The 17,873-nt window shown below is 44.2% G+C and carries 13 protein-coding genes; 4 read left to right on the top strand and 9 right to left on the bottom strand.

The window, feature by feature from the left end; all coding sequences use genetic code 11:
• The first annotated feature begins 171 nt into the window (after nt 1-171).
• Nucleotides 172-1,800 carry an acyl-CoA carboxylase subunit beta gene (locus tag K9M52_RS11615; RefSeq protein WP_224068599.1) on the top strand — a complete coding sequence of 543 codons (1,629 nt, stop codon included), beginning with the start codon at nt 172-174 and terminating at the stop codon, nt 1,798-1,800.
• A gap of 121 nt (nt 1,801-1,921) precedes the next feature.
• On the opposite strand, the gene K9M52_RS11610 is transcribed toward K9M52_RS11615, so the two are convergent.
• The 4 genes from K9M52_RS11610 to K9M52_RS11595 form a co-directional block, all read right to left on the bottom strand.
• Nucleotides 1,922-2,422 (bottom strand): dihydrofolate reductase, encoded by a 501-nt coding sequence (locus K9M52_RS11610; protein WP_224068598.1) that lies wholly within the window; start codon nt 2,420-2,422, stop codon nt 1,922-1,924.
• Nucleotides 2,423-2,464: 42 nt separating this feature from the next.
• On the bottom strand, nt 2,465-3,259 hold the full coding sequence (locus K9M52_RS11605) for a thymidylate synthase (RefSeq protein WP_224068597.1): 795 nt from the start codon (nt 3,257-3,259) through the stop codon (nt 2,465-2,467).
• Between the two features lie 154 nt (nt 3,260-3,413).
• Nucleotides 3,414-4,529, bottom strand: coding sequence for a nucleoid-associated protein (locus tag K9M52_RS11600; protein ID WP_224068596.1), 1,116 nt, complete (start codon nt 4,527-4,529; stop codon nt 3,414-3,416).
• A gap of 37 nt (nt 4,530-4,566) precedes the next feature.
• Nucleotides 4,567-7,056: a M1 family metallopeptidase gene (locus K9M52_RS11595; RefSeq protein WP_224068595.1), complete on the bottom strand. Its 2,490-nt coding sequence runs from the start codon at nt 7,054-7,056 to the stop codon at nt 4,567-4,569.
• Between the two features lie 172 nt (nt 7,057-7,228).
• Between K9M52_RS11595 and K9M52_RS11590 the strand changes: the two genes are divergently transcribed.
• The 3 genes from K9M52_RS11590 (at nt 7,229) to K9M52_RS11580 (ending at nt 10,571) form a co-directional block, all read left to right on the top strand.
• Nucleotides 7,229-8,197, top strand: coding sequence for an MBL fold metallo-hydrolase (locus K9M52_RS11590; protein ID WP_224068594.1), 969 nt, complete (start codon nt 7,229-7,231; stop codon nt 8,195-8,197).
• Nucleotides 8,198-8,502: 305 nt separating this feature from the next.
• Entirely contained in the window at nt 8,503-9,522 is a 1,020-nt protein-coding gene (locus K9M52_RS11585; protein ID WP_224068593.1) for a DUF4097 family beta strand repeat-containing protein, read from the top strand.
• 311 nt (nt 9,523-9,833) lie between these two features.
• Nucleotides 9,834-10,571, top strand: coding sequence for a hypothetical protein (locus K9M52_RS11580; RefSeq protein WP_224068592.1), 738 nt, complete (start codon nt 9,834-9,836; stop codon nt 10,569-10,571).
• Between the two features lie 146 nt (nt 10,572-10,717).
• Here K9M52_RS11580 and K9M52_RS11575 read toward each other — a convergent pair whose 3' ends face one another.
• The 5 genes from K9M52_RS11575 to K9M52_RS11555 form a co-directional block, all read right to left on the bottom strand.
• The gene (locus tag K9M52_RS11575) at nt 10,718-11,878 is read right to left on the bottom strand and encodes a BamA/TamA family outer membrane protein (RefSeq protein WP_224068591.1); all 1,161 of its coding nucleotides are present in this window, start codon (nt 11,876-11,878) and stop codon (nt 10,718-10,720) included.
• A gap of 12 nt (nt 11,879-11,890) precedes the next feature.
• The gene (locus K9M52_RS11570) at nt 11,891-13,498 is read right to left on the bottom strand and encodes a peptide MFS transporter (protein ID WP_224068590.1); all 1,608 of its coding nucleotides are present in this window, start codon (nt 13,496-13,498) and stop codon (nt 11,891-11,893) included.
• 242 nt (nt 13,499-13,740) lie between these two features.
• Nucleotides 13,741-14,919 (bottom strand): ABC transporter permease family protein, encoded by a 1,179-nt coding sequence (locus K9M52_RS11565; RefSeq protein ID WP_224068589.1) that lies wholly within the window; start codon nt 14,917-14,919, stop codon nt 13,741-13,743.
• A 15-nt stretch (nt 14,920-14,934) separates the two neighbouring features.
• A complete protein-coding gene (locus tag K9M52_RS11560; RefSeq protein WP_224068588.1) occupies nt 14,935-15,582 on the bottom strand; it encodes an ATP-binding cassette domain-containing protein in 648 nt (215 codons plus the stop codon).
• Nucleotides 15,583-15,792: 210 nt separating this feature from the next.
• Nucleotides 15,793-17,757 carry an alpha-L-fucosidase gene (locus tag K9M52_RS11555; protein ID WP_224068587.1) on the bottom strand — a complete coding sequence of 655 codons (1,965 nt, stop codon included), beginning with the start codon at nt 17,755-17,757 and terminating at the stop codon, nt 15,793-15,795.
• Nucleotides 17,758-17,873: the final 116 nt, after the last annotated feature.

The raw sequence follows: 17,873 nt of genomic DNA, 5'->3' as shown, positions 1-17,873 counted from the left end.
CCCAAAATTCAGGGTAGGTATTTTGGGAATTATTTTGGGATTATGACGTGGATCATAATATACGATCACCTGGATTATACGTCTCTGCCGGAAAATAATTTTAAAAATTTGCTACTAAGTGAGGTACATATACCAATTAAACCCTACCTTTAAAACTAATAATTGTTAGTAATGGATTTAAGTAAAAACAAAAATGAAGACTGGATGCGTCTTTTAACCAGCGAGGTGAAAAAAAGGCGCGCCCAGATTATGATGGGTGGCGGGAAGAAGGCCATTGAAAAACAGCATAGCAGAAATAAACAGACTGCCAGGGAACGCATTGAGTATCTGATTGACAAACAGTCGGAATTTCAGGAGCTGGGCAGTTTTACCGCTTATGAGATGTATGAACAATATGGCGGCTGCCCCAGTGGTGGCCTGGTGGCAGGCATCGGTGAAATTGCCGGCCGCAAATGCATGATCATTGCCAATGATCAGACTGTTAAAGCAGGAGCCTGGTTTCCCATTACAGCTAAAAAGTTTCTCCGCATGCAGGAGATTGCCATAGAAAATCATTTACCTGTTATCTATTTGGTAGATAGTGCAGGGGTATTTCTACCCCTGCAGGATGAAGTCTTTCCAGACAAAGAACACTTTGGCAGGGCGTTTTACAATAATGCCAGGATGAGCGCTATGGGGCTTACGCAGATATCTGCGGTATTAGGGGCCTGTGTTGCGGGGGGTGCTTATTTGCCGATTATGAGCGATGAGACACTAATGGTAGAAGGCGCCGGCAGTATATTTCTGGCAGGGCCTTATTTAGTGAAGGCCGCCATCGGTGAAGATATTGATGCAGAGACATTGGGAGGCGCTGCCACGCACAATGAGATCAGTGGTATAGCAGATTATAAATTTGCCACTGAAAATGAATGTCTGGATCAGGTAAGACGTATCATATCTAAGCTCGCAACCCGGCCAAAAGCGGGATTTGACAGAGCAACCCCGGCCCCACCGGCTTCTGCTACTCAGGTGTTCTATCAGACACTTAGTGAAAATAACAGCAGGCCTTACGATATGCTCGATATTATCCATGGGCTGGTCGACCAAAGCCAGTTTGATCAATTCAAGGAAGGCTATGGTAAAACCATTGTCTGTGGTTACGGACGCATAGACGGATGGGCCGTGGGCATTGTCGCCAATCAAAGGCTGGTTGTTAAAAGCGGTAAAGGAGAAATGCAGTTAGGGGGCGTCATTTATGGCGACAGTGCGGATAAAGCGGCGCGCTTTATTATGAACTGCAATCAGAAAAAAATACCGCTGGTCTTTTTGCAGGATGTAACCGGCTTTATGGTAGGTAGTAAAAGTGAACATGCCGGCATTACCAAAGACGGGGCAAAACTGGTCCAGGCTGTGGCCAACAGCATTGTACCCAAAATCACTATTGTGATCGGCAATAGTTTCGGAGCGGGTAATTATGCCATGTGTGGCAAGGCGTATGATCCCAGATTTATTTATGGCTGGCCATCTGCCAAGATCGCTGTTATGGGCGGCAGTCAGGCGGCCAAAACATTATTACAAATCCAGGTGGCCTCTAAAAAAAGCGGCGGAGAAACAGTGTCTGAAGCAGATGAGAAGGCATTACTGGATCAGATCACTTCCCGCTATGAAGCGCAGACGACGCCTTATTATGCAGCTGCCAGATTATGGATTGATGAGATCATAGACCCGGGCTCGACCCGCGACAGAATTGCCCTGGCGATTGCCTGCGCAGATGAGAATCCCGATTTTGAACCTTTTAAAGTAGGTGTATTTCAGGTATAGCATCCTGGGGTTTAAAAAAGAAAGACTTCCCTACTGACGATATATAAATCGTCGGTGGGGAAGCACAACGATGAATTTGCCCAGGCCTTATTTCCGCTAAGCCAATTTCACGCTTCCTTTATCATTTCTTGCGCACCCAGGTTTCGAATGTATACGCATAAGGATTTTTTTCATCGGCCTGGTGTGGATAGCTGGCTGTTTTATTCCATTCTTTGGGGTTCAGTTCGGGGAAGTACGCATCCGCATCTTCAAAAGTCGCATCAATCCGGGTCAGGTAAACTTTGCCTGCTTTGGGGAGTAATAGTTTATAGACCTCTGCTCCGCCGATCACCATGAGTTCGTTATAATGATGCTCCTGGGCCATGAACAGTGCATCCTCCACCTTATGCACCACAACGGCTCCTTCTGCCTTAAAATTTTTGTCCCGGGTCAAAATGATATTAAGTCTGCCGGGCAGCGCCTTGCTTTCCAGCGCTTGATAGGTTCTTCTGCCCATCAGCACCGGCAGTCCCCAGGTCTGATTCTTAAAATATCTGAAATCCTCCGGCATATACCAGAGCATCTGATTATTTTTACCAATGGCCTGATTATTTGCTGCTGCTACAATAAGAGTTATGGTCATAATATTGAGAATATAATAATAAAGAATCAAACGTTTCTGTTATTAGACAGCGACGATGCCTTTGATATGGGGATGAGACTGATAATTTTCCAGGGTAAAATCTTCAAATTTAAAGCCAAACAGGTCTTTTACCGCTGGATTCAGCCGCATGGCTGGCAGCGGATAGGGCTTTCTGGACAACTGCAGCTTTACCTGTTCAAAATGGTTGTTATAAATGTGCAAGTCCCCGAAACTATGGATAAACTCACCTGGTTTCAAGCCGGTGATCTGTGCCATCATCATTGTAAGTAACGCGTAGGAAGCGATATTAAAGGGTACGCCCAAGAAAGCGTCTGCGCTACGCTGATAAAGCTGGCAGCTCAGTTTTCCGCCCGCTACATAAAATTGAAAGAGGGCGTGACAGGGGCTGAGGGCCATATTGGGTAAATCCGCTACATTCCAGGCGTTGACGATAATACGACGGCTATCCGGATTGGTCTTAATCAGATGGATAGCCTCCGTCAGCTGATCATAGACCTTTCCATCCGCACCTTCCCAGCTGCGCCATTGCTTACCATATACCGGCCCAAGATCGCCGCGCTCATCTGCCCATTCATCCCAGATGGAGACATTATGGTCATTAAGGTATTTTACATTTGTATCTCCGTTTAAAAACCAGAGCAATTCATAGATAATACTTTTGAGATGCAATTTCTTCGTTGTCACTAATGGAAACCCCGCCTCGAGATCAAAGCGCATCTGATAGCCGAAAACACTACGTGTTCCTGTTCCGGTCCGGTCTGATTTATCGGCTCCGCTATCCATTATATGTTGTAATAAATCTAAATACTGTTGCATATCGTTACACTTATCAATTGAATCTAAATAACAGAAGGATTTTACCTTACCCTCCGGAGCCAAAAATACAGAAATTCATTTTGATTTGCCCCATTTTAGTAAAGCATTGCAAATCACTCGATTTACGTGCCTGAAGTTTCAACGGGACCACGGCTTAGCTCTCTTCATCATAATAGAGCTTATAATAATGTTTACCACTCCTGTCATCAAAGCCTTTTTCCAGCAAATCTCGTCTTCCGTGAATATAGATATGGAAGTTTTTATCCAGTTTCAAGATAGATTTAAAGGATTTTGCCTGCTTCTTTACAGCAGCCAAATGAATATTGAAGTTTTCCGGCGTTTCAAATTCTCTGGATTTCTCATAGTTCTCCTTGTAAGCCATAAAAGAATCGATAACTTCCTCATGCACAATCACATCTCTGGCAAACTCGTGAAGGTCAAACTGTTCATTTGTTTTAAAATAATCCATGGACCGTTCAACCAGTTCCAGCTGATCACTTTTAGCGACTTCAAACTTATCGGGGTATTCCTGGGTAAAGAATTGTTTACAGAAGCCCAGGTAGTTATCGGTCTGGTGATAGGCATCACTGTAGGGTGCTACCTGTAGAAATTCATCAATCCAGTACCGGGTATCATTTTGTTTATTGGTGATATCCACAACACAAACAATATACCCATCCTGTCTGCCTCTATTATAGATCAGGCATCCCTTATCCAGTTTATTGATATTGATTCCTTCTTCAGAAACCAGTTCAAGGTTATCTCCATGAGGAAAAACCTTTAAAAAGGGCTGCTTTGTCTCGCTTTTGAAAATGCCGATCGCTTCTACAGAGCCGTTATCTAAAGGAACCCCGCTAAAATGAGCAACATAAAGCTCTCCTTGTTTGACCTTAACATGTGTGCTTTTACTAAACAGAAACTGCGCAATATTACCGGATACTTCTACAAAAGATCTTTTATCCTCGAAGATCTTACCGGCATACTGATAAAGCTCATTGAGGTTCAGATCGCTGACATGGGTAAATTGATACCTTTCATTCTCATTGAAATTACCTAAAAAATACTTGGTCAGCAGCTCCCTGACCAGGGTATCATTCAAAGTGAGGGGCGCATTGGATAAATGTAGCTGTTCCCCCCTTGTAGGGTTGCCTACCTGGTGAACAATCACATTTTGGAGTTCTACTTGTTCAATTGCTGTCATGGAGCGAAGATAATAGCTAAAAAGGAAAATGGAATCTTCAGATGAAAGATTCCATTTTCCTGATTCCATCCTAAGACGTCACTATTGAACTGCCACGCGGGCAGAACTATTTAATCTGGGATTTAAGATAGTCTATTTCTTGTTGGTCTGCTTCCTGATTGGCTGCTGAACCGTGTTCTTTAGTTTTTTTATCGAGCAACTGGGTCAGCGCATCATTAATCCTGTCTTTAAAAGGGGGATACATTTCAGCGATTTTTTCCCGGATCTCCACAACGGCATCGGTCATTTTCTTAAAATGCCCGGGGTCCTTAAGGTTGCTCATGTACGAGATCATATCAAACAGCCCACTGACCTTCTCCTGCCCCATCGGCAATCCAGTAAAATTACCGTAGATCTCATCAAAATCAGCATCTGTTTTCGTCAGGATGGTCAGCTTCTGAACAACAGAAGCCAGACGCCCTTTGGCATCTTTTTCCACCACCGGCAAAAGGGCCATGGCCGCCTTTTGGTCGATTCTGGCCAGCCCCTGCAGGGAAGCGCCGGCGACGCTATAGGAAGAGTCTTTTACCCCCGCCTCAAATAAGGGTTTATAAGCGGGATTGCCGGTAAATGACAACACATCTATCGCTGCTGCCCGGACAGTTCTGTCAACATCGCTAGCAGCCATGTCGGCGATCTTTTTAAGATCGTCAGGGCCGTAGGACTTCGGATTGGTTTGTTGCAGGACATCTTTTCTGATACCATAGAAAGAATCGGCTAAGGCACTGACTAGGAAATCTTTAGCGCCCGGCTCCTCAGAATGATCTGAGGCATAATCGATCGCTTCTTTTCTGTCTACATAATTGCCACCAAGCTTATATTGATTAATAAATTCTTGCAGCGTCTTATGGTCCTTTTTCTCTGCCAGTAATATTTTGTCTCCGTCTACGTTCACCAATTCTGGTTTGGCACTCACGGCAAAACTAAACAGTTGACGTTGGTGACGCATCCAGACAGCGTGACGCGTCTTTTTGCCCCCTATATAAATGTCAATATCGATAGGTAGCTGAAATATCTGCCCAGTTTTTTGTTGTTGTTCCAGTGCAACAATCATTTTATGTGCACTGGAATCATATACATAGCTGATGTCCAGTACCGGATGGCCTGCACCAAAGTACCATTGATTCCAGAACCAGTTCAAATCCTGTCCAGTCACCTGTTCAAAGGCCAGGCGGAGCTGATGAGCTTCTCCCGTTGAGAACTTGTGTTCAGTCAGATAAAGATTAAGTGCCTTAAAGAAAGCGTCATCGCCCACATAATGCCGCAGCATATTCAGAATCCGGCCACCTTTATTATAGCTTACGGCATCGAACATATCTTCTTTATCCTTATAATAGAAACGTACCAGATCTTTTTTATCACTGCCGCTACGCAGATAACCCTGCATTTCTTCATACCCCTGAGCATCGCCGGCGTCCTTCCCGTACTTATAGGTCTGCCAGAGTTGTTCACTGTAGTTCGCAAAACTTTCGTTAACGGTCAGATTACTCCAGCTTTCGGCCGTCACCAGATCCCCGAACCAGTGGTGAAACAGCTCGTGCGCGATCACATTTTCCCACCTGTTTCCGTCCGTCAGTTCCCGTGCATTTTGCTGAGCAGATTCCTGATGCAGGGTCGCGGTAACATTCTCCATAGCGCCGCTGACATAATCCCGGCCCACGATCTGATCATATTTCGGCCAGACATAATCAATCCCCAATATTTTGGAGAAAAAGCCGATCATTTCAGGGGTATGGCCAAAAATCTTACGGGCAACATCGCTGTAAGCATGTTCAACATAATAAGCCACTTCCTTGCCTTTATAACTGTCTTTAATAACGGCATAATCACCGACCCCCATAAAGACCAGATAAGGAGCGATAGGCATATCCAGTTTCCAGGTGTCTGTGCGTGTACCATCACTATTTTTTTGCTGATGGATTAATAACCCGTTGGAGAGCGTAACATACTTGGCCGGCACCCGCATCGCGATTTCAATCTTCGTTTTTTGGTCCGGCTTGTCAATTGTAGGGAACCAAACGCTATTGCTTTCCGTTTCACCCTGGGTCCAGATCTGGGTAGGTTTATCTTTCTCCATACCCTTGGGATTAATAAAATACAGGCCTTTATCATCTGTTATCGCAGCACTGCCATGAGACTTTATTTCGTTCGGCTTGGACGTATACTCTATGTAGACTGTATACTTATCACTGTTCTTATAAGTTCTATCCAGTTGGATATGCAGCTGAAGGCTGTCAACGTAGCTGTATTTAAGCGGAGTCTGTTTCTCACCACTGATAAGTGCAACCTTTTTAATATCCATACCCTTGGCATCGAGGGTCAGCGAGTCAGTCGGATAAAAATGAGGCTGCAGGGTAATCCACGCTTTACCATAGAGGTAGCTTTTGTCATAATCAAACCTGACATCCAGTTTAGTGACCTGAATATCATTAATTTTGGGAGCAGATGCCCTATACTGTTCTTTCCAGACGGTATCTCTTGACTGACTATGAATCTGCGCATGCAAAGGTGCCTGCATGCAGATAGCGGCGAGTAATGCGGCGAACAAATTTCTCATGAATTATTACACTTTGTTAGAGCGTAAAAATAGGGATAATACCGAAGATTATGCGTAATTTGCATTAAAAGAAGCCGGAGGAAAGTTAAACGACAAGAAAGCTTTAACATCTGGAGTTTGTTTTGTTCAAGATGCCTCAAAGCCCTAACCCGCTTGTATTCAAATCTTTTGTATGAAAAGTGCTTTCACCATTATATTACTTTGTTGTGTTTGCCTTACCGGGACCACTACGTTGAAGGCACAACACAGTTTTGCCATACTGCCATTGGGTGTGTATGGAGGCAGCGACGAGGGCAATCTCTCGGCCTACCTCATCTCTCCAATAGGTGATACAGCCTTCGTCGCCCTTGACGCGGGAACGATTCATGACGGCCTGCGTGCAGCCCGGAGGCATCATTTTTTTAAGATGGATCCGGCAGATTTTCAAAGGCGAAGGATCAAAGGCTATTTAATTACGCATCCTCATCTGGATCACGTTTCAGGGCTTATCATCAACGCTCCTGATGACAGCCGTAAAAATATCTATGGTTTACCTTTCACTATTAAAACGCTAAAAACCAAATATTTTACCTGGTCCAGCTGGGCCAATTTTGCCAATGAAGGCGAACAGCCTGCCCTGAATAAATATCATTATGTAAGGCTGAAAGAAGCTCAGGCCACCGCGATTAAAGGTACACATATGCAGGTTAAAGCCTATCAGCTCAGCCATGCCGTTCCCGGAAAGAGTACCGCCTATCTGATACGAAGCGGTCAGAACTACTTTTTGTATTTAGGAGATACAGGCGATGATACAAACGAACAGAGCCATAAATTATTTGATTTGTGGACAGCCGTCGCACCACTCCTTAAGGCAGGGCAGTTAAAAGGAATCTCCATTGAATGTTCCTTTCCTGATGAGCAACCCGATAACCACTTGTTTGGCCATTTAAAGCCGACACTTTTAATGCATAATTTATCCATATTAGATAGTCTGGCAGGAGGTACACCAGGCAAACCGGTTATAAAAGACCTTCCTGTAATTATTGCCCACATTAAACCTCTGGGCAGCAACGAACAAATGATCCATAAAGCCCTGCGCGAACAAAATGAATTAGGCGTTCGTTTAGTCTTTCCAAAACGGGGCAGAAAGATTCTATTATAGCATAACTTCCATCCGTCTATCAATAGATCAATACTGATTGTATTTTTTGATATTGTCCCCGGTGGCTGTCAAAAACGGTAATTTTGGTAAGCGGATCCATGATTGATTTTGATGCAGCCAGTACAGGACGAAACAGTTTGTTTTATAAGCGGACAGGGTCTGTATCAAAAACGGACAGCTGGAAAATCGACGATTTTAAAATAATACTGATAATCAGCCAATTAATTTTTTGGCCTCGGTTTGGCATCTTGCGTAAGCGTAAAAAGATGGGTCTAAAATCAAAACGAAACATACAAAACATAATCATGAAAAAACTACAATTTGCTATTCTTGGTGCCGCACTTATTGCGATAGCACTTTCATGCATCAGTGTAGAATCTAATGGTGTAAACTTTGGCGGGCAAGGCAATCCTGTTACGTTGATGACCAAAAGCTTTGATGCTGCCTCCATTAAGGGCATTGAGGCGCTCACGAGCGGAGGTAACATTTCTGTCAGCGGCGATGCTGTCGGTCAGGCAACCATTGAGGTGCTTGGACAGGGCAATAACGGCAAGAGCTATTCCAAAGAAGAAATTATGGATATTCTTCAGAGAGACTATGAATTCTCAGTCGGAAAAGACGGCAATAAAATCTCAGCCATCTGTAAACGGAAAAACTCCATTAATTGGAAAAATGGGGTGAATATCTCCTATGTTATTCATGTCAGTAAGGATGTTTCTTCTGCGTTAAAAACCAGCGGGGGTAATATTCAGCTGTCCGGATTAAAAGGGTCTCAAAACTTCGCGACCAGCGGTGGCAATATTAAATTCAGTGAGCTATCCGGTGAGGTGATGGGGCGCACCAGCGGGGGTAATATTGTGGCCAGTGACAGCCATGGTGATATCCAGGCACATACATCGGGCGGTAACATCAAGATGCAGAATCTGGAAGGCACAATTGAGATGCGCACCAGTGGGGGTAATATAAAAGGAGAAAATGTTACCGGAGAGCTCTCGTCTTCTACCAGTGGAGGCAATATCGATCTCATAAATATTGATGCCACTTTAAAAGCCAGTACCAGTGGCGGCAGTATAGAGGCCAGTTTCATCAAATTTTCTAAAGCCGCGAGTCTGTCAACCAGCGGCGGCAGTATCCGGCTGGACGTGCCTAACGCTGCTAAAATGGATTTTGACCTTAGAGGTTCTTCGGTCCATGTAGGTGCGGCGAATCAGATAGAAGTAGAGATCAATAAGCAGAAAGATCATGCGACCGGTCATTTGAATGGGGGCGGCTCAATATTGGATGCCAGCACGAGCGGCGGTTCGGTTAAAATTGCATTTCACTAAAATACACACCCTGGCAGCTACTTGGAAGTAGCTGCCTTTTCTCCTCAACCCGAGTATCACAATAATCCCATAACCCGGAAAATCAATTAACCGGAAAACCCGGCAATGAGCGTCTGAACGCACGCTTGCCTCAAGATCATGAGCTACCCCGGCCTTGTTCGAAACAACACTTACTGCAAAATAATAGCTCAAGCTTGCCGTTTCAACGAAAAAATCACTAATTTACATGAAACGTTAAACGGGACATTATGCAAACTGTGTCAAATAGAGGGTCAGCATACATTTTCCTGTTCCTATCAAGTTTATTGATAATGGTAAGCGGATGCCGGGAGAAAAAAGCGCATAACCTGAGTTATCATTTGACGATGGAAATGTCTGAGACCATTTCAGATAACAAAAGAACACTGTCCTTCAATTTTTGGTCCAATAGCCTTAAGGAAAAAGCAGGTTTCAGATTACAAAACAAGGTACTTAAGCACCAAAATAAAATAAAAGTAAATTTATATACTGCAGCCAACACCCCACCTTCCAATGCGCCGCTTGAAACGGTCGCAAATATTGATAGCCTGGAAAATGGCACCTATAATATAACGCTAAGATTGAAAGAAACCCAGATTCCGGGCAAACTGATCGTTGATAATAATACCTATGAACTGAATTTGGAAAAAAATGACCTGGTAACAGTAAAGGCCAACAAGTTAAACAAGATCCCGCTGAATAGCATTTTCGGCAGTGTTCATTATTATTCTCCGGCCACTGTGGGCATCATTAATGGCTTTCTAGATGCACTACAGGAATCAGGCGCCAGGAGGCAGCCATATTTTCCAGGCAACTACGGCCTGTTTACAGTAGCAGGCAACGGGCAAATAGAACAAAAAAATGACAGCGGCTATTTATATACAAAGAAATTCATATACCAATATTCAGGCGACGAGCAAAAACTAAAAGCGCTGGTTAAAAAATATTCTTTCGATCATACGACGGAGTTATTGATAACACTCAGAACTTATAACGGAAAGCTTTTCAATCTATGGTCGTTCAATCAATAACATGATAGCTGGCTACCATCTGCTCCTTATCGTGTATTGAAAATTGCTTCACAAAAGCGGGGCATCTTTCTAACGCCGGCAATTCATCGAATGCAAGCGCCGTGGTTTATGGATACCAAGTCCGGAAAATAATAATAACAGACAGCTTAAAAGGCTTCATTCATTGAGAAATAGAACCCCGACATTCTCTTTTCACCGGGACGTTTCTCTCCAAAGCCATAATCTATTCTAAGTGTCAGGTCTTTGTTCAGGTCAAAGAAATAGCGGATACCCGCACCATAATTGGGTTTAATATTAGACCTGTTAAGCGGATCCTCTCCAAACACGGCTCCGGCACCTCCAAACCCCACGATGGCAAAGCGGGGTATAAAACGGTATTTGATCTCTGCCTGTAAGGCTGCCATGTTGTTATCTCTGAAACGCCCCTGATAATATCCCCGCATCGAATTCTCTCCACCAAGCTGGGACAGCAGATAAAACGGAACATTGCTTCCATAGATTCCCTGGTATACTCCATTAAAGGCCAATATAACCTGATCATTTAGTGACCTGAAATACCGGCCATCGAATGCAAGATTCCAGCCTTTGTATTGTTCGCCCTTAAAAAAATCGGGGGTATAGTTGGCTTGTAAGCTCCCATACAATCCATTGCCTGTATAGGTGACCTTATCTCGGGTATCATACGTTTGACGTAGTCCCAGATAGATTCGCTTTCCCCCTCCTTTACCATAATAAGACCGGGAAGAATAAATGCCGTCCGGATCAGTGCCTTCATTTTTAAAATACTCAAAACCCGTTTGCAGGCCAACATAATAATTAGCGGCTATCAACTTATCTGCAGCAAATGTGAGGCGTATTTTTTTCTCATTGATATACTCCTTGTCGACTTTATGCGTATTGGCCCCGATGCCATAAAAACCATAGGGAAAATCCCAATATCTTAATTCCGAGCTATAGTGATATTTGTTCTCTTTGCTCCAGATATCAGAGACGATCTTGGCTTTAGACTGGTTGTGGGTGGTGTGGGTGAGCATAATATTCACGGTAGACACCCTGGTAATGGTATCCAGGCGATCCAGATAAAAGGAATAGAGGGCGGCTACACCATACTCCAGCCCCGTTTCCGGCGATAAGGAGGCAACAGGGAAAGGAAAAAAGGTGTTCTTCTTGACCGTGTCCTTTTCGTTGGACAGAAATTTATGAATCAACTTATCCATCAGCTTTTTCTGCCCCAAAGCAGGTGCGGCCTGAAAAAACCCCATAAAAATGACTAAACCTATATAGACCCAGCTCCGTTTAGATAACATTCAAATCTTTATTTAGCGCACGCCACGCATTAATTTCTTGATGAAGGAGGCACATAAAATCAGTATTACACCTGCAGCCAAACAGTAAATCGCCATTTGTTTATACCCTTCGGTATAACTGTTCAGGCGCTCAAAATTCTGCTGGATAATTTCACCGGCAGTAGCCATATGGGCCGGCTTGACCGGTTCTGCCGCAGACATGCTGGCGCCCAATAACCCTGCTCCATATTGCCCGTAGGCACTGGCTAAAAACCACATCCCGATCATGACGCCTTGTAATCTTTTTGGCGATAACTTCGTTACAATTGACATGCCAATTGGCGACAGACAAAGTTCTGACAGTGATATCACAAAATAAGCCAGGGTAAAAATTCCCAAAGAAGTCAATCCCTGTTCATCGGCCGTAAAACGCAGGTAATAAAATAAATAATAAGACAGCGCCATTAAAAGGAAGCTGATACCAAATTTATTGATCGTATTGGGCTCTCTTTTACGTTTAGCCAGCCATAACCAGAAAAGGCCCATGAGCGCGCCGAAAATGCAGACAAAAAAGGAATTGGCAGAATTATTAACGATATTCGGATCAATCGTGAAAAAGCCCAGCATGGTATGGTGCAGGTTCTTATCGGCAAAAATTGCCAGAGAACCGCCTGCCTGTTCAAAAAAAGTTTCAAAAACAAAATAGAAAAAGATAAAGATGAAGGCGGCGATCAGTTTAGATTTGGCACCGACTTCTTTTTGCCGGAACAGTTCAAAGAGAAAATACAGAACTGCCACAGCCGCCAGCGAATACATAAATACCGTTGTAAAATTCTCGTTTTTAATCAGGATCAAGATCAGCGGGATACTGGCTAGCGCACCCAGGTAAACCAGATATTCTTTCCACCAGCCTTTTTGTTTTACAGGTTTAATATCGGCTTCGACAATCTGCTGCGTCTGATCCATCTCAACGACATGCAATGATTCATCTTCACCCGGTTTATTGCCGATAGGCTGAATATATTTCTTGGTCAACAGGAACGTCAAAAGGCCAATGATCATCACTGTACCGGCGGCTATAAAGGCGTAAGCCCATCCGTAATCCGGCGACTTTCCTAAATACACACAGACGGCTCCTCCCAGTAGCGCACCCAGATTGATACCGGAATAAAAGAGGCTAAAACCGGCGTCCCGCCGGTGGTCGCCGTCTTTATAAAGATATCCGACCATGGAAGTGATATTCGGCTTGAAAAAACCGGTACCGATCACACTGAAAGTAATCCCTATATAAAAGAAGGTATGCGGATTAACAGCAATAATAAAATTACCGGCAATCATGACCAGTGCACCAAAGACAAGGGACCTTTTGAATCCAAGTATCTTGTCTGCAAAAAGTCCCCCCACGAATGTAAAAGCATATACAAAAGCCTGAATGGTACCATACTGTAAATTAGCGCTGCGTTCAGAAAGTCCCAATCCGCCTGTCACCTGGTCGACCATAAATATCGTCAATACCCCGCGCATGCCATAAAAGCAAAAACGCTCCCACATCTCCACCAAAAACATATACCAGATCTGTTTTGGGTATTTTCCTTTAAAATCCTGAATTTGTTCTAACGTTAGTTGTCCTTGTCCTGCCATTGTTAATTTTATAGATTTTAGGTTGTTTTCTCTCGATGCCGGAGCTTAAATAAGCCTTGTTACGAACAGTCGTTCATAAAACAACCCGTCAAATATAATATTAAATTTTCCAAAACGGGGGTTTCCACTTCCTTAAGCGGGGATAATTTGGGGATATTCTATTGAATAAGGGAGCTGAGTTCCTGTCCTCAACGAGTAAAAAACATTCATAATGACCCGATTCAAGCAGGCGATCAGGTTGGTCAGGTCCCGGCAATCTGCTTTTTTATAGTTCTGACATGTACCCACCACAGTATCGCGAGTACAATAACCGCACCTGCAATCGTATACAAAGAGAGGATAGGGCTAATCACCATAGACTCGCGTGCCAACAACCCTGACAATAACCACTGCAAAGCCGATAGTATTGCCAGTACGACCAAAGCAATGATGATATTAGCCGGGTAAAAAGTTTTCATCAAAAACTTGCGCAGTTGTCTGGGAGATGCACCTAACGTAACCAGTAACCGGATCTCTTCCCGGCAACTGGCAATCGTCAACTCAATAAATAAACTAAAAATTAACAACGCAAATAAGAACATAGCCAGGCCGGTAAATCCGGAAACCTGTACCACAAAGCCCACAATCTGCCGGTATTTGCTGAACCGGGTCTTTTCCATGTCCGTCGTCAGATGATGGCTTTCCAGATAGTCAATCAGCTGAGGATTGCTTGGATCGTCTGTTCTGATGATGACCCGGGAAGCTCCTTTAGGCGGCTCAGTCGCGAAATTTTTGTTGGCCCATTCCATAAAGGCCTGTGGCACCAGAATGGAGGAGATGCGGTCACTAAATCCTGCCACTTTTGCATAGAAAGACCTTTGTCCCGTTGGCGTCTGGATATCGATGCGGATCGGAATGCTTTTTACAAGTTCATGAGACAGTTGCGGTAAATTCTGGGATTTAGCAAACCCAAAATTATACATATCCAGGAACTGGTTAGGGATCACAATGGGAATATACTGAGATTTGTCGTCCCACTTCCAGTTCTCTCCGGTAATGTCAAGGAACGCGTCCGGCACACTTTCAAAGAACATATCCGTATAGAAAGGCATAGCGCTACCGCCGCTGGCAGCTACTTTGAAACGGCTGGGTGTTACCACGCCCACTCCCTGTATAAAAGGTTGTTGCTTCAGATTCTGAATATCCTCGTCAGACAGATTGGTATTTCCGGCATTCTGGTTGGTGACCACCTTATTAATGACAAGAAAATTAGCGATACTATCCTGTGCGTTATTGCCATGCAGTAATTGCCAGTAATTGGATTGCAACTGGATCGCAGCCAGAATCAACAGTAAGGCCACGGTCAATCCGACCATGGCCAGCAGATACCTAAACCTGCCCGCTCCTGTCTTAATAATCTTCTTTAATAATGTGTTCAGCATATATATTATTATAACCTATAGATTAAGATAGGTATTGTAGTTGAAAAAAGAATCTTCATCCAGATCAGTCAATACAAAGCCCGCTTTTCTTTTTTGGCATTCTCTATCAATCAATGCGGCAGCTTTTTTTGTATTGTTCTGATCCAGGTGGCTGAAAGGCTCATCCATGATCAGCAGGGAGAAAGGCTGTACCAAGGCCCTGATAATAGCGATTCTCTGCTGCTCACCATAACTACAGATGCCCGCCGCCTGGTGCAGGATATGATCTACCTGTAATGCTGTCGCCATTTCTTCTATAACTGAACCAGGATAATATGGCTCTTGAAGGACGCGATTGAGTTCAATATTCTCCCGGGCCGTTAAATGGGGGAAAAGACGGAGATCCTGAAAGACCACACTTATCTCTTTTTGACGGTAGGCAGCCACTTTATCTGTATGCAGCTCCTTCAACTGTTTTCCGTCCCAGTTAAGTTGTCCGGTATAATCTGAGCGGAGCCCGTACAGGTAATGCACCAGCGTTGTTTTACCGGTACCGCTAGGTGCTTTAATTTTCACTCTGTCCGTCGGCTTAAAGCCAATTTCGTTATGCCAGACCTCAGAAGGACGTTTCCCGAGGTTTTCCTTAAGTGGAATAGGAATAATATTCTTAAGCGTAATCTCCATAAAACAAAATTACAGGAAAGTTTACTTTATCAAACCACAATCGCTTTTCTACAAAGCTAAAGACCATAGATGAACCGAATAAGCATCATCCAAGCAGCAAGCTAGCCTATTTTTCCCATGAGACAATAGCGAAGCTTAAAAAATAAAAATACGCTATGTAGTTATAGCGTATTTTTATTTTCTACCTCATACAACCTCCCCTAGGCACCGTTATTGTTCAAGGATGTTCAGGTCGGCAATAGCCGCAGGCTTGCCGTCCACTGTATGTAAAGCTTCAAGTTTAATATACCTGGCATTCACCGGTGTCGAAAAATGGACGGTCTGGACAACCGGATTTGCCTTAATATTAGAGAACTCCCCTCCGGCGACTTTTTGCCAATCCTCTCCTTTTCCCTTCACGTAAATATTGTATTTATCAATGGCTCCCTGACTATTGCCGGGTGGCAGATAATTGAGTCCCAATACGGACCTGCCACTGCCCGCATCTAAAACGACAGATGTTTTATTCTCCTTACCTGCATCAGTCGACTGCCAAACGGTTGCCGGTTGATCATCCAGGATAGTAGCGGTATTCGCTCCACCTGGCTCGATTACTTTCCAATTCTGATTGACCGCTTTCTTGGTGCTCTGTGCCAGCTGTGTCTCTTTTTGTAACTGAGCCACCAGGAGGGGCTGGCTAAATAAGCTGACATCACTCAATGCCGGACAAACCGGGGCTGCAATAATTCTGATTCGCAGTTTCTCTGTTGTAACCTTTGCAGGAAGACGTATCAGTCTATTGGAACCGATAGAATTGGCACCGGCAAGCCTTTTCCAGCTGCCATCCAGCCAGCCGTCGACCTCAAGAGAATCAATTCTCTGCCCCAGCTTGGTGTTTTCCTTAAGACGGATAATATCAAACGTCTGTTCCCCTTTTAACTGGATCGTTACTTCGGGCGTGTGAATGGCGTCGTCAGTAGCCCAGTAACTGAACTGATCGCCGTCAAACAGATGTTGCGTGCCATAGTCTTTCTGGTCCTCTCCACGTATATTCGACGCTGTGGCAGTAGCGCCTTTTGCTAAATCTCTGGAAAAAGTCTCTTTAAGAATGTCGCCGAATACCTTCAATTGGATAGAATCCGTTTTATACACCAAGCCGTTTTTATCGGGCGGAATATTCAACAGCATGGACGCCCCTCTGCCTGCAGACAAAAAATAATGGTCCCAGAGATTGAGTGCGGTGCGTACCTGATCATTTTGACTGGCATGCCAGAACCATCCGGGGCGAATAGAAAAGTCTACTTCAGCCGGCATCCAAAACTTCCCGTTTCTGGTGCCATTAGTAGAAAGTTCACTTTTAATCGTTCCATTAGACGGAGCCTTGCCGGGTTCATTGGAAACAGGGGTAAATGTTTGCCAGCAAGGGTCACCCGCATAGCCTCTTTCATTCCCTACCCAACGAAGATCAGCGCCTATATCTCCGAAGATCAATGCCTTTGGCTGCAGCTTTCTTTCAAGCGCCCAGACACTTGGCCAGTTATAATAAGTGGAACGGTCAATATTCCGCCGTTCTCTGGCACCTCCGTAATAGCCGTCTCCTCCATTAGCGCCATCATGCCATATCTCAAATATATCTCCATATTGGGTTAACAACTCAGTTAACTGCGCCCGGTACATTTTGACATATTCCTGACTGCCATAGCTGGATGCGTTTCTGTCCCATGGAGACAGGTAAACACCAAACTTCAGCCCGTATTTACGGCAAGCCTGCTCAATCTCTTTTACCAAATCTCCTTTCCCATCCCTAAAAGGGCTCTTTGTAATATTATGAGTCGTGGTTTTCGTTGGCCACAGACAGAATCCATCATGATGCTTACAGGTAAGGACGATTCCTTTAAAACCTCCTTGTGCGATACTCTTTACGATCTGATCCGCATCAAAATCCTTGGGATTAAACAAAGCAGGATCTTCATCTCCATATCCCCATTCCTTGTCTGTAAAAGTATTGATCCCAAAATGAATAAAGGCATAGATATTATTTTCCTGCCAATCCAGCTGATTTTGCGTGGGAAGTGCGCCGTAGGGTGCAGGTGGCGGCGGAGCTTTCTGTGTACAAGCCGAACCGGCCATAGCGATGCCCAGTATAAGAGCAGACAATTTTGAGCGCGTATTCGCGTAAGATCTTTTCTTTTGCATGGTTCAATTCTTTGAATTTGGTGGATGGATATTCTTACCACAGACAATACGTTGAGCAGTAAGATCCGCTCGTATCTCGCGGTTGATATCAAACCATGAAATTACACCACTTACTT

Origin of the sequence: Arachidicoccus terrestris, from assembly GCF_020042345.1 — a bacterium.
In the GTDB taxonomy this organism is placed as follows: domain Bacteria; phylum Bacteroidota; class Bacteroidia; order Chitinophagales; family Chitinophagaceae; genus Arachidicoccus; species Arachidicoccus terrestris.
Note: the sequence above shows the minus strand (reverse complement) of the source record. Positions and strands in the feature narration are given on the sequence as shown.

Coding starts and splice junctions, on each gene's coding strand:
- K9M52_RS11615 (WP_224068599.1), top strand. CDS start 172: ATGGATTTAAGTAAAAACAAAAATGAAGACTGGATGCGTCTTTTAACC.
- K9M52_RS11610 (WP_224068598.1), bottom strand. CDS start 2,422: ATGACCATAACTCTTATTGTAGCAGCAGCAAATAATCAGGCCATTGGT.
- K9M52_RS11605 (WP_224068597.1), bottom strand. CDS start 3,259: ATGCAACAGTATTTAGATTTATTACAACATATAATGGATAGCGGAGCC.
- K9M52_RS11600 (WP_224068596.1), bottom strand. CDS start 4,529: ATGGAATCAGGAAAATGGAATCTTTCATCTGAAGATTCCATTTTCCTT.
- K9M52_RS11595 (WP_224068595.1), bottom strand. CDS start 7,056: ATGAGAAATTTGTTCGCCGCATTACTCGCCGCTATCTGCATGCAGGCA.
- K9M52_RS11590 (WP_224068594.1), top strand. CDS start 7,229: ATGAAAAGTGCTTTCACCATTATATTACTTTGTTGTGTTTGCCTTACC.
- K9M52_RS11585 (WP_224068593.1), top strand. CDS start 8,503: ATGAAAAAACTACAATTTGCTATTCTTGGTGCCGCACTTATTGCGATA.
- K9M52_RS11580 (WP_224068592.1), top strand. CDS start 9,834: ATGGTAAGCGGATGCCGGGAGAAAAAAGCGCATAACCTGAGTTATCAT.
- K9M52_RS11575 (WP_224068591.1), bottom strand. CDS start 11,878: ATGTTATCTAAACGGAGCTGGGTCTATATAGGTTTAGTCATTTTTATG.
- K9M52_RS11570 (WP_224068590.1), bottom strand. CDS start 13,498: ATGGCAGGACAAGGACAACTAACGTTAGAACAAATTCAGGATTTTAAA.
- K9M52_RS11565 (WP_224068589.1), bottom strand. CDS start 14,919: ATGCTGAACACATTATTAAAGAAGATTATTAAGACAGGAGCGGGCAGG.
- K9M52_RS11560 (WP_224068588.1), bottom strand. CDS start 15,582: ATGGAGATTACGCTTAAGAATATTATTCCTATTCCACTTAAGGAAAAC.
- K9M52_RS11555 (WP_224068587.1), bottom strand. CDS start 17,757: ATGCAAAAGAAAAGATCTTACGCGAATACGCGCTCAAAATTGTCTGCT.